Annotated in this window: 15 protein-coding genes; 9 read left to right on the forward strand and 6 right to left on the reverse strand. The window is 64.5% G+C overall.

What is annotated here, in order from left to right:
• Window positions 1–82: 82 nt before the first annotated feature.
• Together ACETMP_RS27235 and ACETMP_RS27240 are read left to right on the forward strand one after the other, a co-directional pair.
• Window positions 83–1,339, forward strand: coding sequence for an aminopeptidase (locus tag ACETMP_RS27235; RefSeq protein WP_028138678.1), 1,257 nt, complete (start codon window positions 83–85; stop codon window positions 1,337–1,339).
• A 285-nt stretch (window positions 1,340–1,624) separates the two neighbouring features.
• Window positions 1,625–2,074, forward strand: coding sequence for a cupin domain-containing protein (locus ACETMP_RS27240; protein ID WP_375158572.1), 450 nt, complete (start codon window positions 1,625–1,627; stop codon window positions 2,072–2,074).
• Window positions 2,075–2,179: 105 nt separating this feature from the next.
• On the opposite strand, the gene ACETMP_RS27245 is transcribed toward ACETMP_RS27240, so the two are convergent.
• The 4 genes from ACETMP_RS27245 to ACETMP_RS27260 all read right to left on the reverse strand — a co-directional run bounded on the left by ACETMP_RS27245 (window position 2,180) and on the right by ACETMP_RS27260 (window position 5,960).
• Complete coding sequence (locus tag ACETMP_RS27245) at window positions 2,180–2,701, reverse strand: hypothetical protein (protein ID WP_375158573.1); 522 nt, start codon at window positions 2,699–2,701, stop codon at window positions 2,180–2,182.
• 65 nt (window positions 2,702–2,766) lie between these two features.
• Window positions 2,767–3,579, reverse strand: a complete 813-nt coding sequence (locus tag ACETMP_RS27250) for an MBL fold metallo-hydrolase (RefSeq protein WP_375158574.1) — start codon at window positions 3,577–3,579, stop codon at window positions 2,767–2,769.
• Window positions 3,580–3,687: 108 nt separating this feature from the next.
• Window positions 3,688–5,214 carry a permease gene (locus tag ACETMP_RS27255; RefSeq protein ID WP_375158575.1) on the reverse strand — a complete coding sequence of 509 codons (1,527 nt, stop codon included), beginning with the start codon at window positions 5,212–5,214 and terminating at the stop codon, window positions 3,688–3,690.
• On the reverse strand, window positions 5,211–5,960 hold the full coding sequence (locus ACETMP_RS27260) for an ABC transporter ATP-binding protein (protein WP_375162002.1): 750 nt from the start codon (window positions 5,958–5,960) through the stop codon (window positions 5,211–5,213). Before ACETMP_RS27260 ends, ACETMP_RS27255 begins: the two co-directional genes overlap by 4 nt.
• Before the next feature lie 275 nt (window positions 5,961–6,235).
• Here ACETMP_RS27260 and ACETMP_RS27265 point away from each other — a divergent pair, with 275 nt between their 5' ends.
• The 6 genes from ACETMP_RS27265 (at window position 6,236) to ACETMP_RS27290 (ending at window position 13,077) form a co-directional block, all read left to right on the forward strand.
• Window positions 6,236–7,111, forward strand: coding sequence for a branched-chain amino acid ABC transporter permease (locus ACETMP_RS27265; RefSeq protein ID WP_028138672.1), 876 nt, complete (start codon window positions 6,236–6,238; stop codon window positions 7,109–7,111).
• A gap of 5 nt (window positions 7,112–7,116) precedes the next feature.
• The gene (locus ACETMP_RS27270) at window positions 7,117–8,268 is read left to right on the forward strand and encodes a branched-chain amino acid ABC transporter permease (RefSeq protein ID WP_375158576.1); all 1,152 of its coding nucleotides are present in this window, start codon (window positions 7,117–7,119) and stop codon (window positions 8,266–8,268) included.
• Window positions 8,265–9,023, forward strand: a complete 759-nt coding sequence (locus ACETMP_RS27275) for an ABC transporter ATP-binding protein (RefSeq protein ID WP_126259595.1) — start codon at window positions 8,265–8,267, stop codon at window positions 9,021–9,023. Before ACETMP_RS27270 ends, ACETMP_RS27275 begins: the two co-directional genes overlap by 4 nt.
• A gap of 3 nt (window positions 9,024–9,026) precedes the next feature.
• A complete protein-coding gene (locus ACETMP_RS27280; protein ID WP_028138669.1) occupies window positions 9,027–9,815 on the forward strand; it encodes an ABC transporter ATP-binding protein in 789 nt (262 codons plus the stop codon).
• A gap of 91 nt (window positions 9,816–9,906) precedes the next feature.
• Window positions 9,907–11,745, forward strand: coding sequence for an AMP-dependent synthetase/ligase (locus ACETMP_RS27285; protein WP_375158577.1), 1,839 nt, complete (start codon window positions 9,907–9,909; stop codon window positions 11,743–11,745).
• A 132-nt stretch (window positions 11,746–11,877) separates the two neighbouring features.
• Window positions 11,878–13,077 (forward strand): ABC transporter substrate-binding protein, encoded by a 1,200-nt coding sequence (locus ACETMP_RS27290; RefSeq protein ID WP_257182515.1) that lies wholly within the window; start codon window positions 11,878–11,880, stop codon window positions 13,075–13,077.
• Window positions 13,078–13,241: 164 nt separating this feature from the next.
• Here the strand turns inward: ACETMP_RS27290 and ACETMP_RS27295 are convergent, their stop codons facing one another.
• Together ACETMP_RS27295 and ACETMP_RS27300 are read right to left on the reverse strand one after the other, a co-directional pair.
• Entirely contained in the window at window positions 13,242–14,366 is a 1,125-nt protein-coding gene (locus ACETMP_RS27295; RefSeq protein ID WP_375158578.1) for a lysozyme inhibitor LprI family protein, read from the reverse strand.
• A gap of 114 nt (window positions 14,367–14,480) precedes the next feature.
• Entirely contained in the window at window positions 14,481–15,212 is a 732-nt protein-coding gene (locus ACETMP_RS27300; RefSeq protein ID WP_375158579.1) for a transglutaminase-like cysteine peptidase, read from the reverse strand.
• 620 nt (window positions 15,213–15,832) lie between these two features.
• Here ACETMP_RS27300 and ACETMP_RS27305 point away from each other — a divergent pair.
• Window positions 15,833–25,243, forward strand: a complete 9,411-nt coding sequence (locus tag ACETMP_RS27305; RefSeq protein WP_375158580.1) for a VCBS domain-containing protein — start codon at window positions 15,833–15,835, stop codon at window positions 25,241–25,243.
• Window positions 25,244–25,305: the final 62 nt, after the last annotated feature.

Here is a 25,305-nt window from a genome sequence, read left to right on the forward strand (position 1 = left end):
CCGTGTCGCAAGGTGCTCGCGCACTTGCGCCTTGCGGTGCTAGGCTTAGATTGAACCAGAGACTTTCGGCAGAGGGCCCGGCATGACTGATCACCGCAATTCCAACGCTCCCATCGATCCCGCGAAGCTCGACCGGCTGGCCGAGGTGGCGGTGAAGGTGGGCCTGGGCTTGCGGCCGGGACAGGATCTGCTGCTGACCGCGCCCGCGATCGCGCTGCCGCTGGTGCGGCGGATCGCCGTGCATGCCTACAAGGCCGGCGCCGGTATCGTGACGCCGATCCTGTCGGACGAGGAGATGACGCTGGCGCGCTATCGCCACGGCCATGACAGCAGTTTCGATCGTGCCGCCGGCTGGCTCTATGAGGGCATGGCCAAGGCGTTCTCGGAGAACACCGCGCGGCTCGCCATCGTCGGCGACAACCCGATGCTGCTGTCGGGCGAGGATCCGTCCAAGGTGGCGCGCGCGAGCAAGGCGAATTCGATGGCGTACCAGCCCGCGCTGGAGAAGATCGTCAATTTCGACACCAACTGGAACATCATCGCCTATCCGAGCCCGTCCTGGGCCAAGCAGGTCTTCCCCAACGATCCCGAGGAGGTCGCGGTCGGCAAGCTCGCGGATGCCATTTTCGCGGCGTCCCGCGTCGATCGCGAGGATGCGATGGCCAATTGGGCCAGCCACAATGCGGTGCTGCGCGAGCGGACCAACTGGCTCAACGGCCAGCGCTTTCGCGCCCTGCAATATTCGGGACCGGGCACCGACCTCACCATCGGCCTGGCCGACGGCCACGAATGGGAAGGCGGTGCCTCGCTCTCCAAGAACGGCATCAGCTGCAACGCCAACATCCCGACCGAAGAGGTCTTCACCACGCCGCATTGCCGCCGCGTCTACGGCCATGTCGTGAGCTCGAAGCCGCTGTCCTATCAGGGCACGCTGATCGACAACATCGCGGTGCGCTTCGAGGACGGCAAGATCGTGGACGCAAAGGCCTCGCGCGGCGCGGAGGTGCTGAACAAGGTGCTCGACACCGACGAGGGCGCCCGCCGTCTCGGCGAAGTGGCGCTGGTGCCGCATTCCTCGCCGATCTCGCAGAGCGGGCTGTTGTTCTACAACACGCTGTTCGACGAGAACGCGGCGTCTCACATCGCGCTCGGCCAATGCTATTCGAAATGCTTCGTCAATGGCGCGCAGCTCACCCCGCAGCAGATCGCGGCGCAAGGCGGCAACCAGAGCCTGATCCATATCGACTGGATGATCGGCTCCGCCGAGACCGATATCGACGGCATCCTGCCCGATGGCAGCAAGGTGCCGGTGTTCCGCAAGGGCGAGTGGGCGAAGTAGTCTGGATCACTCTGTTTGATCGCTGACGAGCGGCCGAGCGCGGCCGCAACGGCATTGTTGCGGCTCCGTTCCGGTGCCGGCGCGCACTTTGTCGCACCCGGGACGGACCCGGTCATGTCCGCGGATTTGCAAGGGAATTACGACGTTAACCGTCTGCACGTGTTGCTTCCGGCTGATTCTCGAAATCGATGTAAGAAAGAATTAGAAACGGGCGATTAGCGTCCGTGCATCTTTCGAGCACTCCCGGCCGGAGCCGGCCGCAAAATATCATTTCCGAGGAAGCAAATGGCATTGATTGAAGTCGGCAGTTTCAATGTGGACCTCGAGCCGAGCCCGATCGAGCCGTCCTGGATCATCGAGGGTAATCCGGTCGCGCGCTCGCGCGTCCTGTCCACCAGCGAAGATCGCACCGCCCAGACCATCATCTGGCAGTGCACCGAAGGGCGCTTCAACTGGTACTACGACATCGACGAGACGATCATGATCATGGAAGGATCGATCGTGCTCGAAAGCGACGGCATGCCGCCCAAGCGCTACGGCCCCGGCGACGTCATCTTCTTCCGCAACGGCGCGCATGCCAAATGGCACGTGGAAGGCCACGTCAAGAAGATCGCCTTCTGCCGCAAGACCAATCCTGTGATGATCGGCTTCCTGGTCCGCGTCATCAACAAGCTGAAGAAGATGTTCGTCTCCACCGGCGCGCCCCGTCCGGCTTCGCTGATGGGTGCCGGCTGACGGGACAAAGAGTTTCAAGGACGCTTCCCAGCGGCCACGACGAAGAGAGGCCGGGAACGACATCCCGGTCCCTCTTCTCGTTTCGATATCTCGGCCGGCCGATGCCTAGGGCCAGCGCCGTCGTGCTTTGACTTCCACCATCAGCCGCCAATCCTGCGCCGCTGCGGGCTTGGTTTCGCCGAGCCAATGGAAGGAGTCCTGGCTGATCTCCGTGAAGCTCCACCGCGTCAGTTCGCCGGCTTCGGTCGTACCTTCCTGCACGATGTCCTCGCCGCGCCGACGCCCGATCTGGTGACGGAAGATGCTGCGGGCGGGATCGAACCAGGAGATCCGCCACGCATCGATGGTTGGATCGTAAACGCGCAGCGTTGTGCCATACCAATTGCCGGCGATCGGGAAGGCCGGCGCGCCCGTCGGCCGGGGTATCATCCAGACGTCCTGGACGGCACGGCCCTCCAGCACCCAGCCGAAATGAATCTCGCCGGGGGCGGTGTGTTTCGTGCCATCGAATCCATGGGCGGTGATCTCGGCATCCCAGTCGCCGACGAAGCGGCCATAGAGCTGAAGTGCCGCCGCATGCTCGGGGTTCGGTCCGTCCGCGTGCAAGAGTCTGGCAAAGTCGGTCATGTCGCTCTCCTGTTGCAGGCAGATCAACACGACCGGCCGGCGGCCGGCTTGGAGAAAATTGCGTCTCAGACCCCGTCGAGGATGATCACCGTCGGCTTCGACGGCAGCGCATCCCGCGACATCCGGAAGGACCGCCCGGAGTGCCGGTCGATCTCGAAATGCTGGCCGATCCGGCGCATGAAGTCGTCGAGCGGGGTCGCGAAGCGGTGCATCGGCAGCACCACCGAGGCCCGCAACCGCCTGGTGATCTCGGAGATGCCGTCCAGCGACATGGTGTAGGTGCCGTCGATCGGCACCATCACGATATCGAGCCGCCCGATCTGGGCGAAATGGCTGTCGTCGAGCTTGTGATGGAGGTGGCCGAGATGGCCGATGCAGAGGCCCGCGACCTCGAAGATGAAGATCGAATTGCCGTCGCGGATCATGTCGGAGCCGGCATCGTCGCCGAAATAACGGCGGATGTCGGTCGTGACATTTCGGATGAAGGCATCGCCGATGCGTTCCGATACGATCGCCGGCTTGCCGTCCTCGCTCCAGCCATGCAGCACGTGGGGAATGCGCCTGTCGGGGAAAAGAGTGTAGTGGGTGCTATGGGCGCGGTTCATGGTGGCGACGTCGGGCAGCCGTCCCACCTGATAGGCGCCGCTGTAATCGGTCGCGATGCGCAAGCCGCCGGGCGTGTCGATGTAATAGGTGGAATGGCCGGCATAGCTGATCTCGACCTCGGCCGCAGCCGCCGCCTGCCGGAACGCGACCGGCATCGCACGGGGCGCGGCGTTCGCCATCGCCAGGCACTCGCTGCGCTGGGGCTGCTGGGCGAGGGCAGGTGAGAGAGCTGCGCCGAACAGCGCCAAAGCCGCCGAAACAAGTCGCCACATGAATCCGTCCCCGATGACGCCCAGGACAAAGTGTAGCGTGCAATGCCGAGCCGCGCCAACAGCTGGCGATCAACAGCGCGTCAGTGTCGCACCGGTCGCCCCCTCATCCTAGTCCCGCCTTGGGCTGAACTTCCAGGTGACTGCAACGAGGCCCGCGGTGATAAGGCCGCTGATGAGGCCCGCGACAGGGAGCGCGAGCAGCAGCGCTGCCGTCGCGGCCCAGCCGATCGAGGAGAAGGCTTCGGCAATGGTCGCCAGCCGCGACGAGGTCTGGCGGCGCCGGAACTGGCTGCGGCGGGCCTGCACCCGGAACCAGAGCTGGATCGCGGTCGCGGAGGCCGCGCTGACGATGACCGCGCCGGCACTGATCGCGGCCTGATAGGGCGAGGCGAAAGCCAGTGCCGCGACCAGCGGGCAGAAGATGACGGCGATCGCGATCAGCACCACCTCGATCTTAGCGCGGATGAGGCTGGATGGCGTCAACGGCGCCGTCGCGACCAGGTCGGGCGCGTCCTCGCCCGAGATGGTCAGCCAGGCAAGTCCGCCGGCGAGCTGCCCGGCTGCCATCACGATGACGGGCGTGATCAGCGTCAGCGCCGCCGAGCTATCGCCAAAATTGCGCCAGAGCAGCAAGGCCGGCGGCACCAGATAGAGCAGCTGCATCAGGGTCTGCGAAATCAGCCAGGGATCGCGCCAGAGCAGCGAGAATTCCTTGCGCCGCAGCGCCTGTTGCCGCGAGCCGCTGCGGAACGGCCGCTCCCTCGCACGCCTGCCGCCGGAGGTGCTGTAGGCCGCGGCGTCGATCGCCGTGTCGGCAAAGCGGTGCGAGAAGACCGCCATGACGCTTCCAAGCAGCACCAGAGCGAGCGCCAGGAGCAGCAGCAGGGCCTCGGTGTCACCCATCACGGCCCGCGCCGGCCACCACCAGATGCTGTCGACATCGGGGGCGTAGGTGGCCAAGGTGCCGGAGGTCAGAATGGTGAAGCGCGACAGCGTGCCGTAGGACATGATCGCGGCGACCTGAAGCGCGATCACGAAGCCGGCGCCGATGATCGCGGCGAGGATCTGGGCAATCAGGCGCGTCCGCGCCGGGCCGATCAGGCGAAACAGCAGGATGGTGACGGCGATCGCGATCGCCGCGGCCGACAGGCCCATGGCGACGACGCCCCCGAACGCCGCGAGCCAGCGCGCGCCGCCGCCGATCACGAGCACGTCGATGAAGGGCGTCGAGAACAGCAGCGCCATCGCGGTGACGGTCAGCGCGATGGCGGCGATGCGGACCGAGAACAGATTGGCGAGCCGCGCCGGCGAGGACATGATCAGGTCGAGATCGGCACGGGCGTAAAACACCCGCGTCACCGATTCGATCGCCTGCGACAACATCAAGGTCCAGGCGAGAAAGATCGTCGCCGAGATCACGATCAGCGAGGATTTGTCGAGCGGCAGCTGCAGATCGGCGAAACGGCCGATCACCGCCCAGGCCGGCAGGTGCAGCAGCGCGGCGAAGCAGACCAGGCCGATGATTGCGGCGCGCGTCCGCTTGCGCCGTCCGCCGGTCATCATGGCGAACCATTCGCGCCAGGCGAGCCGGAGCTCGTGGCGGGCGAACCAGGAGAGCGCGGTCGCCGAGCTCATGCGGCTTCCGGCAGCGTCACCAGCGCAATGAAGAGATCCTCCAGACTGGTGTCGGCATCGCCGTTCTGTTGGCGCAATTCGGTCAGCGTGCCTTCGGCGACGAGGCGGCCCGAAGCGATCACACCGATGCGGTCGGCCATGCGCTCGGCCACCTCGAGAATATGCGTGGTCATGATGACGGTGCAACCGGCCCGGACACGCTCGCTGAGCAGGCCTTTCACATGCCGGGCCGAGACCGCATCGAGCCCCGTCAGCGGCTCGTCGAGGATGATGAGGCGGGGATCGTGCACCAGCGCGCCGGCCAGCGCCACCTTCTGACGCATGCCCTTCGAGAACCCCTCGCAGCGCTCGTGCCGGTGCGGCGCGAGGCCGAGCGAGGAGAGCAGGTCCTGCGCGATCGGTTCGGAGACCGGCGGCGCGATGCCCCAGAGGCCGGCAACGAATTCGAGATATTCGAGCGGGGTCAGCTTGTCGTAGATCATCGGCTCGTCGGAGACCCACGCCATTACCTGCTTGGCGGCCACGGGCTCCTGGAGCGCATCGATGCCGAAGATCGAGACGCTGCCGGCATCGGGGCGCAGCAGGCCTGCAACCATGCGCAAAGTCGTGGTCTTGCCGGCGCCGTTGGGGCCGACCAGCGCATAGAATTCGCCAGCGTGGACGGTCAGATCGAGGCTGTCGACCGCCAGACGGTCAAAACGCTTCATTAACCCCATGACTTCGAGCGCCGAGCTGTCCGGCTTCATGACGGCCACACCATCCGGTTTTGCATCGCTTCCGAGCATGATCCGAAGATGTTTCGGCACGGTGAATCGCGCTGCAGCAAATTCCGTCATCCGGATTGGACTAAAGGCAAGTCACACCGACAAGTCACCGTTTGTTGACAGCGCCGGGCGGTTCAGGCTGAATTGGTTCCGGACAAATGGCGCTAACGCAGCGAAACGACTGCGTAGCGACTGGACACAAGATGCGGCACGGCGGTCGGGAAGAGCTGCCGGTTGCATCGGGAGGATGCGCGTCAATGCTGGATTTCGTTCAGCAGCTGGTCAGCGGTGTTGCGCTCGGCTGCGTCTACGGGCTGATCGCGCTCGGCTTCGTGCTCGTCTACAAGGCCACCGAGGTCGTCAATTTCGCCCAGGGCGATCTGATGATGCTCGGCGGCTTCTTCGCTTTCACCTTCATCGGCATGATGGGTCTGAACTACTGGATCGGCTTTGCCGGTGCGGTGGCCGCGATGGCGCTGTTCGGCATGCTGGCGGAGCGCGTGGTGGTGCGGCCGATCCTCGGCTATCCACAGTTCTCCATCATCATGGCGACCATCGGCCTCGGCTTTTTCCTGCGCTCGATCGCCGGCATGATCTGGGGCACCGACGATCTGAAGATCGAGACCCCGTTCAGCCAGGGCGTGCTGCGGATCGGCTCGCTGGTGCTCGCCTACGACAAGCTGTCGGTGATCGCGGCGACGATGATCCTGTGCACGCTGTTGTGGCTGTTCTTCAACAAGACCACGCTCGGCACCGCCATGCGGGCCAGCTCCGAGAACATGCTCGCCGCATATTACATGGGCATTCCGGTCAAGCGGGTGGTGTCGATCGTCTGGGCGATCAGCGCGGCGGTGGCGACCTGCGCCGGCGTGCTGCTGGCGCCGATCACGTTCATCCATTCCAATGTCGGCCTCGTGCTCGGCCTCAAGGCGTTCCCGGCCGCGGTGCTCGGCGGCTTCGGCTCGATCCCGGGTGCGGTGGTCGGCGGCGTCCTGATTGGCGTGATCGAGAGCATGGCCGGCTTCTACCTGCCCGAAGGCTGGAAGGATGTCGCGCCCTATCTCGTGCTGCTCGCCGTGCTGCTCCTGAAGCCTGAAGGCCTGTTCGGCCACCACGTCCGCAAGAAGGTCTGAACGCCATGCGCTTCCTGTTCAAGACCGATTACGAGGACGACATCAAGCTTTTCCCGCATTCGGGCTATTGGGTCTCGTACAGCATCCTGCTCGCGCTGCTGCTGATCGCGCCCTATGTGCTCTCCAGCTATCTGATGAGCCAGCTGGTGTTCGTCTGCATCTATGCGATCGTCGGCGTCGCGCTTCTGATCCTGACCGGCTTCACCGGCCAGGCCTCGCTCGGCCACGCTGCGTTCCTCGCCATCGGGGCCTACACCGCCGCATATTTGCAGAAATACAACGTGCCGTTCCCGGTGTACTTCCTGGTCGCCGGCGGCCTGACCGGCATCATCGGCGCGATGGTCGGCTTTCCCGCCCTGCGCCTCACCGGCATCTACCTCGTCATCGCCACCATCTCCTTTGCCCTGATCGTCGAGGAGATCCTGGCGCGCTGGGAGAGCGTGACCCACGGCAACGAGGGCATGCGGGTCAAGACGCTGTCGCTGCTCGGCGTCACGGTGCCGCGCGACAGCCCGACCTTCTATTATCTCTGTCTTGCCGTCCTGGTGCTGACCATCGTCGGCGCGCTCAACCTGCTGCGCTCGCCGACCGGACGCGCCTTCGTCGCGATCCGCGACAGCGAGACCGCGGCGCGCAGCATGGGCGTCAATGTCGCACTCTACAAGGTGAAGTCCTTTGCGATCTCGGCGGCGATCACGGGCTTTGCCGGCGTGCTGTTCGCCCACAAGCTCTCCTTCATCTCGCCGGAAATGTTCACGCTGCAGCTCTCGATCGAGTTCATCATCGTGATCCTGATCGGCGGCGCCTTCAGCCTGCACGGCGCGGTGCTGGGCGCGATCTTCATCGTGATGATCGATCCGTTCCTGACTTACCTCAAGGACGACATGCCCGGCGTGATCGCCGGGATCGCGGCGGCCTTCGGCGCCGGCCCGGCCACCGCGGGAGATATTCAGTCGAAGGTCGCGGCGTTCGCCTCGCTCAACGGCCTGAAGGGCGCGATCTACGGCATCATCATCGTGCTGTTCGTGCTGTTCGAGCCGCTCGGCCTTTACGGCCGCTGGCTGAAGATCAAGCTCTTCTTCCAGCTATTCCCGCTCTACAAGCGCGCCACCTTCAAGCGGCAGAAGATCTACGTGAAGTCGGAGCGCAACCGATGAGCTATTTCCGCGCCGAGAACCTGTCGCTGCATTTCGGGGGCCTCAAGGCCGTCGATGCGGTGTCCTTCGCGCTCGAGAAGGGCGAGATCCTGTCGATCATCGGGCCGAATGGGGCGGGCAAGAGCTCGATCTTCAACCTGATCTCGCGGATCTACCGGCCGACGTCGGGCCGGATCTTCTTCGAGGACCAGGACATCACGGAAGAGGCGCCCTACGACATCGCCAAGCTCGGCATCGCCCGGACCTTCCAGAACATCGAGCTGTTCGAGAATGCGACGGTGCTCTCCAACCTTCTGGTCGGCCGCCATCGGCACTCGACCACGCAGCTCTGGCAGGAGCTGCTGTTCCTGCCGAGCGTGCGGGCCAACGAGAAGGTGCACCGCCGCAGGGTCGAGCAGGTCATCGAATTCCTCGATCTCGAACCCTATCGCGACAAGCTGATCTCCGGCCTGCCTTACGGCGTGCGCAAGGTGATCGAGCTGGCGCGCGCCCTGTGCTCGGAACCGAAGCTGATCCTGCTCGACGAGCCGTCCTCCGGCCTCAACGTCGAGGAGACCGACGACATGTCGTTCTGGATCCGCGACATGAAGAGCGAGCTCGGCATCACCGTGCTGATGGTCGAGCACGACATGTCGCTGGTCAATCGCGTCTCCGACCGGGTCATCGCGCTGAACTACGGCAGGGTGCTGGCGATGGGCTCGCCCGCCGAAGTGCAGCAGCACCCCGACGTCGTCGCCGCGTATCTGGGAGCCTGACGCATGGATGCTGCGGCGACACCCGATATCATCCTCAAGCTCTCCAACATCGAGAGCTATTACGGACCGATCATGGCGATCCGCGGCATCTCGCTGGAGGTGCCGCGCGGCCGCATCGTCACGCTGTTGGGGGCGAACGGCGCCGGCAAGACCACCGTGTTGAAGACGATCTCCGGCATTCTCGACCCGCAGAAGGGTTCGATCGAATTCCTGGGCAAGCCGATCCAGCGCATGGAGGCGGACCGGATCGTCCGGCTTGGCCTCAGCCATGTGCCGGAGGGGAGGGAGGTGTTCCCGTTCCTGTCGGTGCGCGAGAACCTGATGATGGGCGCCTATCCGCGCAAGGACCGTGACGGCGTGGCGGAGGACCTGGAGCGCGTCTACGGCTATTTCCCGCGCCTGAAGGAGCGCATCAACCAGCCGGCCGGCCAGCTCTCCGGCGGTGAGCAGCAGATGCTCGCGATCGGGCGCGCCCTGATGAACCGGCCGACGCTGCTCTTGCTCGACGAGCCCTCGCTCGGCCTGTCGCCGCTGCTGGTGAAGGAGATCTTCACCATCATCCGCCGGGTCAACGAGGAGCAGGGCATGTCGATCCTGCTGGTCGAGCAGAATGCCAAGGTGGCGCTGGAGACGGCGCATTACGGCTACGTGCTGGAGATCGGCCGCATCGTCATGAACGACAGCTGCGACCGCTTGATGCATTCCCAGGACATCCAGGAGTTCTACCTTGGCGCCAAGGAAGCCGGCGCGCGAGGCGAGCGGCGTTGGAAGAAGAAGAAGACGTGGCGGTGAGGAAGCGCCGGCAGTAAGATGGGATTGCCCGCAAGCAAAGACCGCCGGCAAGGCAGGCAGCGGAGGGCAGAGCGACAAGGAGGAGACGCGCATGGCCGGAACGGCGGTGCTGACGGTCGCTGATACGATCGCAAAGAGCTTTTTGCGCGCTGCGGAGACGCGGGGCGATCGGCCGGCTATCCGCGAGAAGAAGTTCGGCATCTGGCAGCCGACGAGCTGGCGCCAATGGCTGGAAATCTCGAAGGAGATCGCCTACGCGCTTCATGCGATCGGCTTCAGGCCCGGCGAGGTCGCCTCCATCATCGCCAACGCCGTTCCGGAATGGGTCCATGCCGACATGGGCATCCTGTGCGCCGGCGGCGTCTCCTCGGGCATCTACCCGACCGATTCCTCGTCCCAGGTCGAATACCTCGTCAACGATTCCGGGACGAAAGTCATCTTCGCCGAGGACGAGGAGCAACTCGACAAGATTCTCGCCTGCCGGGCGCGCTGCCCGTCCTTGCAGAAGATCATCGTGTTCGACATGGAGGGTCTCAGCGGCTTCTCCGACGACATGGTGATGTCCCTCGACGAATTTTGCGCGCTCGGCCGCAATCACATGGTCGGGCGCGAGGCGCTGTGGCAGGAGATGATCGACAGCCGCGGCCCCGGCGATCTCGCCATCCTCGTCTACACGTCCGGCACGACCGGCCCGCCCAAGGGCGCGATGCACGCCAACCGCAGCGTCATCCACCAGATGCGGCATGCCAACGACTTCATCCCGGCGCGAGAGGACGAGGACAGGCTGATCTTCCTGCCGCTCTGCCACGTCGCCGAGCGCATCGGCGGCTATTACATCTCGGTCGCGCTCGGCTCGGTGATGAATTTCGCCGAGAGCCCGGAGACAGTACCGGACAATCTGCGCGAGGTGCAGCCGACCGTCTTCCTCGCGGTGCCGCGCATCTGGGAGAAATTCTACTCAGCGATCACCATCGCGCTGAAGGATGCGACGCCGCTGCAGCAATGGGTCTATCGCCGCGCCATCGGCATCGGCTACCGCATGGTCGAGTACAGGCTCGAGGGCAAGCCGCCGCCGCTGTCGCTGCGTATCGCCAATGGTCTTGCCTATCGCATCGCCTTCCGCAACATCCGCCGCATGATCGGGCTCGACCGCTGCCGCATCGCCTTCACAGGCGCAGCGCCGATCGCGCCGGAGCTGATCCGCTGGTATCTCGCGCTCGGCATCGACGTGCACGAGGTCTACGGCCAGACCGAGAATTGCGGCGTCGCCACCATGATGCCGGCGGAGCGGATCAAGCTTGGCTCGGTCGGCACCGCGGTGCCCTGGGGCGAGGTCGCGCTGTCGCCCGAGGGCGAGATCCTGATCAAGGGCGACTTCCTGTTCATGGGCTATTTGAACCAGCCGGAGAAGACCGCCGAGACCATCGATTCACGCGGCTGGCTGCACACCGGCGACGTCGGCACCATCGACAATGAAGGCTTCGTCCGCATCACCGACCGGATGAAGGACATCATCATCACTTCCGGCGGCAAGAACATCACGCCGTCCGAGATCGAGAATCAGCTCAAGTTCTCGCCCTACATCTCCGATGCCGTCGTGATCGGCGACAAGCGGCCGTATCTGACCTGCCTCGTGATGATCGACCAGGAGAATGTCGAGAAATTCGCCCAGGACCACGACATTCCCTTCACCAATTATGCCAGCCTGTGCCGGGCAGTGGAGATTCAGGACTTGATCTGGCGCGAGATCGAGCAGGTCAACGGCAATTTTGCCCGCGTCGAAACCATCAAGAAGTTCTACCTGATCGAGCGCCAGCTCACGCCGGAAGACGAGGAGCTGACGCCGACCATGAAGCTGAAGCGCGGCTTCGTGAACAAGCGCTATGCCGCCGAGATCGAAGCGATGTATCGCCAGCGCGCTGTGGCATGACGCATGCGCATGCCCCGGAAAAGTCGGTTTCCGAGAAGGGGCATGCGCAAAAAAAAAGTCGCATCTGAGAAAGCGAAGGAGCGACGGCCCCCGCCCTTCGCGTAACACGGGCCTTTAGGAGAGGAGACGTCAATGTCGAAATCGTTCAGCGCGTTCGGCCTTGCTGTGAGTGCAATGGTGCTCACCTGTCTGCCGGCCGCGGCGCAGACCAAGGTCACCAACGAGGGCATCTCGGCAACAGAGATCGTCGTCGGCACCCATCAGGACTTGTCGGGTCCGATCAAGGGATGGGGCGTTCCGGTCTCCAACGGCATGAAGATGGCAGCCGAGGAGATCAACGCGGCGGGCGGCGTCAACGGCCGCAAGATCCGCCTGGTCGTCGAGGACAGCGGCTATGATCCGAAGAAGGCGGTGCTGGCTTCGCAGAAGCTGATCGAGCGCGACAAGATCTTCGCGATGGTGGGACCGATGGGATCGCCGACCGTGCTCGCCGCGCAGGACATCCTGTTCGACGCCGGCGTGCTGCAGCTGTTCCCGCTGACGGCGGCCGAGTTCACCTTCAAGTTCGACCCGGCCAAGCCGCAGGAGCGGCTGAAGTTCAACAATCTGCTGCCCTACGTCGAGAGCACCCGGGCCGCGCTGAAATACATGATGGAATGGAAGGGCTTCAAGAAGCCCTGCATCATGCATCAGGACGACGAGTACGGGAAGAACGTGCTCGACGGCTTCAATCAGCAGCTCACCGCCATGAAGGCGCAGCCGGCTTCGATCACGAGTTACAAGCGCGGCGCCTCCGATTTCAGCGCGCAGGTGGCCAAGATGAAGTCCGACGGCTGCGACCTCGTCGTGCTCGGCACCGTGCTCCGCGAGACCATCGGGGCGATGTCCGAAGCCAAGAAGCTCGGCTGGGACGTCACCTTCCTCGGTGCCACCCCCACCAACGTGATGGAGGTTCCTGCACTGGGCAAGGAGGCCGTCGAGGGTCTCTACGCCGCCAGCGGCTTCGAGATTCCCTATGAGGACACCGCCAAGGGCAAGGTGAAGGACTGGCTCGTCAACTACAAGAAGATGTTCGGCGCCGACGCCAACACGCAGGCCATCATCGGCTACAATGCGATGATGACCTTCGCCTTCTATGCGCAGAAGGCGGGCAAGGATCTCACGGGCCAGAAGATGCTCGATGCGCTGGAATCGGGCGAGAAGTTCCTCGACATCTTCAACTCGCCGCCGACCAAGTTCTCCAAGACCGACCACCTCGCCAACACCATCACCCAGGTGCAGCAGGTCAAGGGCGGCCGCTGGGTGCTGGTGAAGGACAATCTGATGTTCTGATGCTTCTGGCCTCTCCCCGCGTGCGGGGAGAGGCCGCGTCGCATCGAAGATGCGATGCGGGTGAGGGGGACACTTCGCGAGTCCAACTCTCACCGTGATCGCAGAGACAGCCCCTCACCCCAAGCCTCTCCCCGCGAAGAGCGGGGAGAGGGAGAAGAGACAAGCTACGATCCCCCGCCCGCCGTCCCCGCATTCACCGGGGCCAGCTCGTCCTCCCGGCAGCGCCAGCCGTCGGCGGCCTTCACGAAAGCAAAGGTCCGTTGGATGCGCAGGCGGCGCGTTACGTTGAAGGATTCCGCCGAGCGCCCGTTGTTGGCGGCGCCTGCCTGCGGACGGCCCGTCCGTGCGTCCCAGCATGTGCCGGTGCAGGTGGTCGCGACCTTGCTGCACATGGTGAAGGGCGCCAGCACGGCCATCTCGATTTCGCCCGTGACCTGCGCCTCCTGCTCGGTCACCTGGCTGTCGAGCGCGTAGACGCGGTTGATGCGCAGGAAATTGCCGCAGGAATTGGCCGCATGGATCCGCGCCGCGCAGAAGTCGATCGCGTCGGTATCGGGGAGGCGGGCTGCGACCTGCCGGCCGAACGCCTTCCTTGGGTCTCCCTTGGCCGCGCGGATTTCCTCGGTCTTGCGCCTCAGATGATCGGCGAGACAGTCCTCCGCGGATTCGAGCTCCTGCAGCGGCACGTTCTCCTTGCCGACCAGGTTGCATTTGCGATCGCGCTCGCGGGTCCACCTGCCAAATTCGGCGAAGGCAAAGCGCGCCGCGGTCGGGTCCAGCTTGCCGATCAGGCCGAGCACCTGGCCATTGAGCTCGGTCTCCGCCAGCGCCAGCGATGGGTCCGCGCAGATCAGCGCGCCCGCCGTGGTGTTGGCCGCCAGGCAGTCGAAGTCGGCATCGCGCACGATCGCGGCGCGCTCCTCGGTCACCTTGAGCAGGCACGCCTTCACCCGATCGAAATCGTCGGCGCGGACGGGACTCTGCCCGACGATGCCGCAGCTGAGATTGCGCTGGCGGATCCAGATCGCATTCTCCTCGATCGCAGGCAGGCGATCGGGCAGGCGGGCGAGCCGCGCCTCGATCGCCGTGCTCAGCTTCTCGGCGGCGGCCGCGAGCGTGGCATCACCGCAGAACAATTGGTTGCCGGGGTCGCGAATCTGCTGGCAATTGTTCTTGGTGAATAGCGGAAGCCGATCGGCGATGGAGCGGTCGGACGGCGCGGATTGCGCCAGGGCCGGGGCGGCCGGCAATGCCAGTAGCGCAAGCACAGACAGCAAGGTGATGCGCATTCTCTTTCGTCCCCCGGCACGGCCTCGGCCATGCTAGCGTCACGCATGGCGCGGTGGAATGGCCTTGTGGGGGAAGTCTGAAGTGATGTCCGGGCTATGAGTCCGCCGGACCGGTCAACGGACCTCGGCAGCGACCATGGAGAATCGTACGGGCTCGTCGACATATTTCAGCACGCCCGACCGGTCGAGCGCGAACAGCGGCTGGTAGCTCCGCGCAGCCTCGTCCTCGAGCATCGCCATGCGGCGGTTGTCGAGCATCAGCCAGTGGCCGTCGAGCTTTGCCGCGGCGACTGCATGATCTTCACCGGCCCTGAGGTCGCGCACCACGACGATGCGAAGGTCTTCGGCGGCAATTCCGACGAGCCGCAGCGCGGCCAGCTTGGCGATGGCGTAGTCCTCGCAATCGCCGGTGCCGTTCGCGAAGGTCGCAAGCGGCGAGCTCCAGACGTCGTCGATGCCGTCATTGGCGGCCCGGATGGCCAGGTTGATGGCGCGGTTGGTCTCGCCGAGGCGGGCGCGGCCGTCGCGAGCGCGGGCCTGGTCGACGATGGCGAGCAGCTTCAGGGCCGCAGGCGATGCGCAATTGTCCCGGTCGCCGTCGCACAGCGTCAGCTGCACCATGTCGTCGTCGAGCCTGTCCTTCAGCGCAAGCCATTTCTGCCGCAGGCTGCCGGACGAAATGGCGAAGGCGAACACGCCGAACGGCTCGGCGGACTTGCGCACGAGAACGCCGGCTCCCGGCGACAGCAGCGAGCCGGCGCGAAGCTCGGCGGCCGATCCGAAAAGGATCAATCCACACAGCACAAGGATTGCGCGCCAGGCGCGCGAGCGAGCAGCGGTCTCCATCTGACATCCCCTTCCCTGGCTTCGCCGGGTCCCCCTCGACCTCGGCGTGCCGGGCTTTGTTGCTTTCGGGGAGATAATGGGAGACGGGCCGTTTTGGTCTGCTTAACGCGCCTGGCTGGGGCGGCAAAACCGGGAAACAGGCTGAAATGGGCCTGCCCGGATTGCGTAAAATTTTACGATTCGCCGGCTAGGAGCTGTCCGGCCGCCTCCAAACGGAGACAAATGCAGACACAGGTTGTGGGAGGGCCGAATCTGCGCGCAATGGCTAACACCCCCAATTTCATGGGGTTCTGTTAGTTAGGTCACAGATTTAACCCCGTATTTGCCACAGGATGTGACGGGACCCCGCGAAGCAAAGATGACGTAAGTATCTGTTCCCGCAACTATACAGCAGAGTACTTTGGATGACTGGAAATGCGCGCAAGACGGCCGAATTCGACTTCAATATATTTGATGAATTACTTCCTCTCCTCTTACGGGAGTCGAAGCCGTGGGGCTTCTGACGCCAAGTGATGCGAAATCACACAAGCAATAGGTGGTATCGCTAAGGACTTGCTAATGCTATGCAAGCATAGGCAGTTGATACTTACTTAAATTTTAACCCTTTTCACGGTGCCCGGTTGAATTACGCTGGCCAGTTTGACGGCGCGATTTCCTTGGACGGCAAGGGTTCCCACTCGCCCGGAAACGCCCATGTCGATTCCTTTACGGCGAAAGCGCATGGTCACGTGCCCGAGGGCGCGTTCGTCGTTCCCGACCCCAACCTGATCTTCAACGGCGAGTTCAAGCGCACAGGCCTCGATCTCGTGTTGTCCCACGAGGGGCACGAGTTCGTTGTTCACGATTATTTCCGGGGCGACAAGCGCGCCGCGCTCGCCTCGCCCGATGGCGCCCACCTCACCGGCGAAATCGTCAGCGCGCTCACCGGCTATGTCCAGGTTGCGCAAGCCGCGCCCGGCGCAGCCGCGGCCCAGGTCATCGGCCACGTCACCAAGCTCGTCGGCAGCGCGACCGCGATCCGCAACGGCGTCTCGGTCATCCTGAACAACGGCGACAACGTCGAAAAGGGCGACGTGGTTTCGACCGGCTCCGATTCGACCCTCGGCATCACCTTCATCGACGGCACCGTGTTCGGCCTGTCCTCGAATGCGCGGATGGTGCTGAACGAAATGGTCTACGACCCCAACGGGTCGAGCAATTCGTCGTTGCTGAGCCTCGTCGCCGGCACCATCACCTTCGTCGCCGGCGAGACCGCCAAGCACGGCGACATGAAGATCGACACCCCGGTCGCCACCATGGGCATCCGCGGCACCGCGGTGCTCACCCAGATCAATTTCGTCGTTCCCGCCGGCGGCGGCGATCCGCAGCCGCAAGCGAGCTTCCAGGTGCTGGTCGAGCCGAACGGCACGACCGGCTCCTACATCCTGTTCGACAAGGTCACGCTGTTGCCGATCGCGACGGTCAACCAGGCCGGCCAGATGATCCAGATCAGCGGCGGTAACGTCTCGATCACGAATGCGCTGATGTCGCCGGACGTGCAGAAGCTGATCACCGACGTGTTCACGCTGAAGTTCTCCGACAACAACACCAACACCAAGCTGACCACGAACTTCACCGATACGCTCACGCCGATGAGCCTGGACGTGGTGTTCAAGTCGAGCTCCGGCCCGATCGCGATCGCGACCTTCGTCAACCTCAATCCGCAAGGGCAGGAGGGGCCCAGCACGTCCCCGCCGCCGATCGTGCGTATCCCCGGCCAACCGATTGCGCAGAGCTTCGACGCCAGCGGCAATGTGAAGACGGCGTTCGCGTTGATCGAGCGGGCCGGCGCCACCGGCGCGACGGATGCCGACACGATCTCCGGCCTGATCCGATTCGTCGACCAAAACCTCGGCGACCGGCCGACGGTGAGCATCAGCCTCGCCGAAGCGCCGAACTATGTCTACAAGGACGCTGGCCAGCACGACGTCACCGGCTCGCTCACGGCGCTCCAGAAACAGGCCATTGCGGCGACGCAGATCCAGATCAGCGTGGCCCCGGATCCCGGCAACAACAACAACGGCTCGGCGGTCTGGACCTACACGATCCCGGACCACGTCTTCGACTTCCTCGCCGCCGGCGAAACCGTGACCCTGACCTACATGGTCCGCGTCGACACCAATTTCGCAGTAAGCCCCGAGTCGAAGTTCATCCCGATCGCCATCACGATCACCGGGACCAACGACAAGCCGGTGATCACCACCGATGTCCCGATCATCACCTTCGAGGGCGGCACCAGCGTGCCGGGTGGCCCGCTCACCAGCGAGGTTCCGACGTCGGGCACGCTGAATTTCAACGACGTCGACCTCACCGACAACCATACCGTGTCGGTAGCGCTGACCAGTGCGACTCTGCCTGATGGCAGCGTGCCGCCGGGGCCGCTTGCGGCGTTCCAGAGCGCGATGTCCGTCGCGATCGCGGCCGGCGCCGACAGCACCGGGGACGGCACCGGCACCATCAACTGGTCGCTGGCCGATCTGCCGGTCTATCTCGCCGATTTCATCCCCCAAGGCGCGGTGCTGACGCTGGTCTACACCGTCACGCTCACGGACTCGCAAGGCGGGGCCTCGCAACAAACCATCACCGTCACGATCACCGGGACCGATGCGCCGGCGGTGGTGTGGATCGCGACCGAGAAACCCGGCGCTCCCTCCGGCGGCTTCTGGAAGGACGCGGCGAACTGGGCCACCGGCACGGTTCCGACGAGCAATGACGACGTCATCGTCATCACCGATCAGCTCCACGGCCTGACCCCGTCCTATCCGGTGACGATCGATACCGCCGCCTATGCCAAGTCGTTGACCCTCGACGACTATGACACCGCGCCGGGCCACAAGGTGCCCGAGGTGATCAACAACAGCACGCTGACCATCGAGGGCAAGCTTACCCTGAATGCCGACGCGAAGTTCACCAACTCGCTCGGAGGTCACGTCACCGTCAAGGGGGCGATCGACGTCGAAACGATCACCCGGACATCCGGCGTGGTCGTCACCAACACCAGCACGATCACAAATGCGGGCACGCTCACCCTGCGAGCAGGCGGCACGATCGACACGCTGACCGCCATCGCCAATTCCGGCATGATCGACCTGACCGGCGGCACGCTGGTGCTGAAGAGCGATGTCGCCAATACAGGCGGTACCGTGCAGGTCGAGGCCGGCGCGACGCTGGTCGTCGAAGACACGACGGTCGACGGAGGCTCCGTCGCGATTCTCGGGACGCTTGAACTCGACGGCACCAGCCTGATCGAAAACGGCACGCTGAACAATTCCGGCACGGTCAACGTCAACGGAACGGTCGAGTTTGCCAACCAGACCGTCTCCAATACCTCCGGGGGCACGATCAAGGTGCTGGCGAATGGCTGGCTGACCATCGACCAGGGCTCCAGCGTCGCCAATGCCGGCCATGTCACAGTCGATGCCTCGGGCAAGCTGTCGATCAGCGGAGCAACCATCAGCGGCGGCACGATCGACGGCGGTGGCACGATCGACGTCACCGGCGCCAGCAAGATCGACGGTGGCGCAATCTTGAGCACGAGCGCCGTCTCGGTCGAAAGCGGGGTCACGCTGACGCTCGGCGACGTCACCGTTGCCGGGACCGCGATCGCCAATGGCGGTACCGTCAAGGTCGATGCGAGCAAGAAGCTGACGCTGTCGGGTGCGAGCCTGACGGGCGGCACGCTCACCGTCGTGGGTACGCTGGATGCGATTGGGATCAGCACGGTCACCGATGCGTCCATCACCAACAACGGCCTGATCGAGGCGATCGGCGGCGGGCTGACGCTCGCCGCCACGACCTCGGCCGCCGTTGCCAATGCCGGCACGCTCGGGCCAATGGCGCCGAGCCTCGAGCTCGACCACCAGGACGTCACCAACACCGGCACGCTGTCCGCGATCAATGACGGTACGCTGAAGCTGACCGCACTGGCGGTGACCAACACCGGCGGTATCGTGTCGGTCGCATCGGGCTCCACGCTCGATCTCTCCGGTGCCACCATCGACGACGGCACGGTGACGATCGCGGGCACGCTGGAATCCACCGGCACGAGCGCGGTCCAAGGCGCCGACCTCAACAACACAGGCACGGTCACCGTCACCAGCGGCACGCTGACGATCGACCCCGGCTTGCTTCACGCCATCACCAATCAGGGATTGATCGAGGCGGTGGCCGGCGGCACGCTGAAGCTGACGACGGCCATCATCGCCAATGCCGGCGGGACGATCGCGGTCGACGGCGCCTCGAAGCTCTATCTGACCGACGTCTCGATCAATGGCGGCAGCCTGAGCAATGCCGGCAATCTCTACAGCGTCTCCGGCAGCAACACGATCACGGGCGCCGTGACCAACACCGGCACGATCGAAGTCCAGGCCGGCACGCTGAATCTCTCCGGCGGCATCACCGGCATCGGCACGCTGATCGTAGACGACGGCGCGACCCTCGCGCTGGGCGGCGCGGATGCACAGACCGTCACCTTCGCCGGCGGCGTCAATACGCTCCGGCTCGATGCCACGAGCCATGACTTCACCGGCACCATCACGGCCGAGGCTTCGACCGGCGGTACCTTCACCGTCACGGGCGATGCGGATATCACCAGCGCGAGCGGAGACGCGCTCGTCCTCACCGCATCGGGCGGAACCAGCAACGATCACGGCGACGTCATTCTGATGCCGACCGGCGCTCTGACCGGCGCGGCAAACGGCATCGTCGTGACCCAGAACGGTGTCGGCGACATCTCGTTGACCGCGACCAAGGACATCACGGGCAACGCCGGCAACGGCATCACATTGCGCCACAGTGCGACTGGCTCCGGCGACATCACCCTCAATAATCTCACCGGCAAGGCGACCGGCACCGGCGCGAATTCGGTCGGCGTCCTTGTCGAGAATTTGAACGTCGCCAACAGCGGCGGCATCTCGATCACCCAGCTTGGCGGTGCCGTGGGTGGCGCGTATGGCATCGACGCAGTGACGCTGGGCAACGGCGACGTCGAGATCGACGCCGGCGGCGCAATCACCGGCAGCTCCATCTACGGCATCCGGTCGCGCAGCTACGGCAGCGGCAGCCAGACCGTCACGACGGAGGCGGGCAGCACCATCACATCGGGCAGTTCGGGCATCGTTGCCGTCAATCGCGCGACGTCGATCGGCGGCGCGGCCGAGAGCGGCATCACGATCACCGCCTACGGCTCGATCAATTCCGGCAGCAGCCCGAACCTGGCCGGCAATGCGCCGGCCGGCATCGAAGCCGGCTATACCGGTGCCACGAACGGCACCAGTGCGAACACGCTGGTCAATGCCACTGTGATCGTCAACAACCATGCCAGCATCACCGCTGCGGCCGGTTACGGCATCAACGCCTTTAATTACGGGAATGGCGACGTCACGGTGAACAGTTTCGCCGGGACGACGATCTCGGTGTCCGGCTCGCAAGGTGTCGGCATCAATGCCGCGGCCTTGAGCGGCGGCGCGGGCGACGTGACGGTCACGCTCGGCGAGAACGTCACGATCTCGGGTGCGACGAGCTACGGCATCAGGGCCTTCAGCCTCAATGCCGGCGACATCAGCGTCACCCTGGCGACCGGCGACAGCATCACGTCCGGCAGCTCCGGCATCGTCGCCGTCAACTACGCCACGGCGATCGCCGCCGGCGTGGGGAGCACGATCTCCGTCGAGGCGCATGGCACGATCCATTCCGGCGCGACGCTCAACAATGACGGCACCACGCCGGGCGGGATCATCGCCGGCTACAAGCCCGGCGGGAACGGCACCTTCTCGAACGCGGTGAATGGCGACGTCATCGTCACGAGCGACGCGACGATCACGGCCGACGCAGGCTACGGCATCGAGGCATTCACCTGGGGCGCCGGGGACGTCACGGTCACGACCGGCCAGAATTCGGACATCAACGCCGCAGGCATCGCGATCGGCGCGTTCGATCACGGCGGCGGCGACGTCAGCGTCACCAATAATGGCTCCGCCACTGGTTCGGTCGGCGTGGCGGCTCTTGCGACCGGCGGCGGCGATATCACCATCGTCAATCATGGCAGCATCACCAGCACGAGCCTCGCCGGCATCAGCGTCACGCAGAACGGAACGGGCGCGACCGGCTCGACGCACATCACCAATTCCGGATCGATCGCAGCTCCGACCGGCCATGCCGCGATCTATATCCAGGAGAACGCGACCGGGACGGCGACGATCGACAATACCGGCACGATCGGCCCTGACGATGCGGGCACGGTGACCTCGACGACGTATGCGATCGTCGAGACCGGCGGCCCCATCACGATCAACAATGCCGGCGACATCAACGGCAACATCTCGGTTGCCACCGCCACCTTCAACAATCAGGCGGGAGGCACCTGGACCGTTTCCGGCACCAGCGTCTTCGGCAATGCGTCCTCGATCGTCAATGCGGGCGACATCGACCTGCTCAACGGAGCCTGGATTGCCGGCAACGGCCTGACCATTGTCAATGCACACGAGATCGACAGCTGGGGTACGGCGAAGATTTCCGGCGCCATCACCAACACTGGTACCATCGAAGTCAACGACGGGACGCTTACACTGTTCGGCTCGCTGTCCGGCACGGGCTCCGCCACCGTCCATGACGGTGCGTTGCTGAAACTCGAGGGCTCCGTCACGCAAACGATCACGCTCGCCGGCGACGGCGCTGCACTTCAGATCGACACGGCGACCTTTGGCGGATCGATTGCGCAACTGTCCGCCAACGACACGATCGACCTGTCCACCATCAAATATGGCGTCGGCACCAGCGCGGTCTATGTCGCCAATGCCGATCCTTCGACCGGCGGCGTGCTGACGGTCACCGACGCCGACGGCAACCACATCAGCCTCAACCTGACCGGCGCCGACTACAGCAACGGGCATTTTGCCGGCAGCAGCGACGGCCATGGCGGCACCTTGATCACGTTCAACGCGAACGATGATGCGCCGGCGCTTGACACCTCCACGGCATCGCTGACCGCGAGCTTCTCCGAGCTCGAGAACACCACCGGCTCCGCCGCGTCCAACCCGGCGCCCGCCGCGACCGGCTCGATCGACTTCACCGATATCGACCTGACCGACCGTCCGACGGCGGAGATCACCGACCAGTCCGTGACAACGAATGATCCGTCGCTGGTCCTGACGCCTGACCAGGAAACCGCGCTCAAACAAGCGCTGGAGATCGCGACCACCGGCAAGAACAACGGCACGGTAACCTGGAGCTATTCGACCGCCGACAGTGCGCTGGACTTCCTCGGCGAAGGTCAGACCGCGACCGTGGTCTCGACCATCGAGCTTGATGATCATCAGGGCCAGAGCGATACGGCCGAGGTCACGATCACGATTACAGGCAGGAACGACGCGCCGACGCTGGCTGGGGCGCAACTCGGAGCGGTCAGCGAAGATGCGGTCGCACCCGCCGGATCCAGCGTGGGCGCGCTCTTTGCCGCCGGCTTCCACGATGCCGACGCCGGCGCCAGCTTCAAGGGCGTCGTCATCACCGCCTCCCACGCCACGGCGGCCGAGGGCGTGTGGCAGTACGAAGTTGCCGGCGGCGACCAGTGGATTGATATCTCCGGTGTCAGCAACACCGCCGCGCTCGTCCTCGCCACCGACACGCTGATCCGCTTCGTGCCGGCCGCGGATTACAGCGGCGTGCCGGGCGGCCTCGACGTGCATGCCCTGGACGATACCTATGGCGGCGAGGTCACGACGCCCATCCTGATTGATATCACCTCGCCGGCGATCGGCTCCAGCGTATCGGCCCAGGCGACGACGCTCGGTACGGAAGTGACCCCGGTGGCCGATACGCCGGTGTTCAACATCGACCATACGCCGATCGCTGATGCAGGAGAGTTCCTGGTCAACACCACCACCGCGAACGACCAGACTTACAGCGCGGTCGGTGCGCTCTCGGACGGGGGCTACGTCATCGCCTGGGTGTCGCAGGGACAGGACGGCGACGGCACCGGGATCTACGCGCAACGCTATGACAGCTCCGGCGCGAGGGTCGACGGCGAGTTTCGGGTCAACACGGCGACTGCGGGCGATCAGTCTGGCCCCTATGTGGTCGGGCTCGAGGGCGGCGGGTTCGTCGTGAGCTGGACCTGCGGGTCAAACAATCAAGCGGCCATCCACTTGCAGCGCTATGATGCCTCGGGTTCGCCCGCAGGCGGCGAAATCTCCCTCAGCGGCTATGGCGAGAACGCGACGCTTGCGGCGCTGTCGAGCGGCGGCTTCGTCATCACCTACGTCTCGTCCGACAGCAGCACGTCAGGCACGTACGGCATCGTCTACGATGCCGGTGGGACGGCGACGTCCGGGCCCTTCTTGATCAACACCACGACTGCCAGCCAGCAGCAGGGCGATTCCGTCGCCGGGACCGCCGACGGCGGCTTCGTAGCGTCATGGCATTCCTATGGTCAGGACGCGCCGGACAGTTGGGGCGTCTACTTCCAGCGCTTCGACGCGCAAGGCAACAAGCTCGGCGGTGAGGTACAGGTCAACACTACTATCGCCGGCGATCAGTATGGCGGCGAACTCACCGTCCTGAAGGACGGATCGATCGTCGTGTCGTACACCGACGCGAACACGATGATGCTGAGGCATTTCAGTTCGACCGGTGCGCCAATCGGCAACGAGGTGAGCGTCTCGGATGCGACCACCGCTACCTTGCAAGCCCTGCCGGATGGCGGCTTCCTCGTTACCTATCAGGGCCATGACGCTCCCGGGAGCCTCGGACTTCTGGGGCAGCGCTTTGATGCATCGTTGCACGCGGTCGGCTCGTCGTTCGTCATCAACGAGATCACGACCGGCGACCAGCTGTTCTTGGCCGATCGCTCAAATCCGACCGCCGTGACTTCGGACGGCAAGATCGTTGCGACCTGGTTCTCCTCGGGCGACGGTGGCAACGACGTCGAAGCCCGCGTATTCGCGATGCCTGGATTTGGCTCCGACAGTCCGATCAAGCTGCCGGCCATCACTGCGGCGGCAGTCGATAGCGACGGGTCCGAAACGCTGCTGATCAAGCTCTCGGGCTATCCGGCTGGCGCGACCTTCTCGGTCGGTCATGCTGGATCCGGCGCTGATGCCGGCCAGTGGCTGATCGGGGCGACAGAAATCGCATCGCTGGCGAACTCGGGGCTGACGATGACTGCCCCGGCCGGGTACCGCGGCGAGTTCAACCTGCACGTCGGCGTCACCGTCATCGACTCCGCTAACGGCCTGAGCGGGCAGCTGACGGACACCTATACGATAACCGAGGATGTGGTCGTTAAGGCCGGCGGTGGGCCTGTCATCGATACCTCCGGCTTCCAGGTCGAGCACATCATCGAGAATGGCAACGACATCATCACCGATCTCGTCGTCATCGACACCGATTCAGGCGCCGCTGCGAATACGTTCACCGTCACCCTGTCAACCGCGCATCCGGATGTCAGCACCGCCAGCGTCTATCCGACGACCGGCACGCTCGAGCAGATCAACACGGGCCTCGCCACCGGCGCGGGTATCGTCTACGATCCGGTCGGCGCCAGCTCCGATGAGATCCCCGAGCCGCCCGCGACGGACCAGATCACACTGACCGTTGCCGACTCGGTCGGCCACTATGACACCGTCAACTTCATCTTCGTCGAGGGAGCCGATGGTCAGGGCATCACTCTGCAAGGCACCGCCGGCAAGGACGTCATTTTCGCGACCGAGCAGAGCGATACGCTGATCGGCGGCGGCGCCAAGGACCAGTTCGTGTTCGCCCCGACGTCGTCGCAGCCGGCGGTTCAGCATACCGTGAACGACTTCGAGACGGGCCTCGACAAGATCGACCTGCGGCAGTTCAGCAGCATCACATCGTGGACGCAGGTTTCGTCGCTTGCAGAGCAGCAGGGCGCCGATACCCTGCTCAATCTCGATGGTAACGACAAGATTCTCCTGAAAAACGTTGTTGCCGACAACCTCCACGCGAGCGATTTCATCCTTCATGTGAGCTAGAGGGGCGCCCCTCTGGGGGAAGCGGCTCTCATTCCGCTTTGATCCGGGCAAAAAATCCCTAT

The organism is Bradyrhizobium dasycarpum (assembly GCF_042019905.1).
GTDB lineage: Bacteria > Pseudomonadota > Alphaproteobacteria > Rhizobiales > Xanthobacteraceae > Bradyrhizobium > Bradyrhizobium japonicum_B.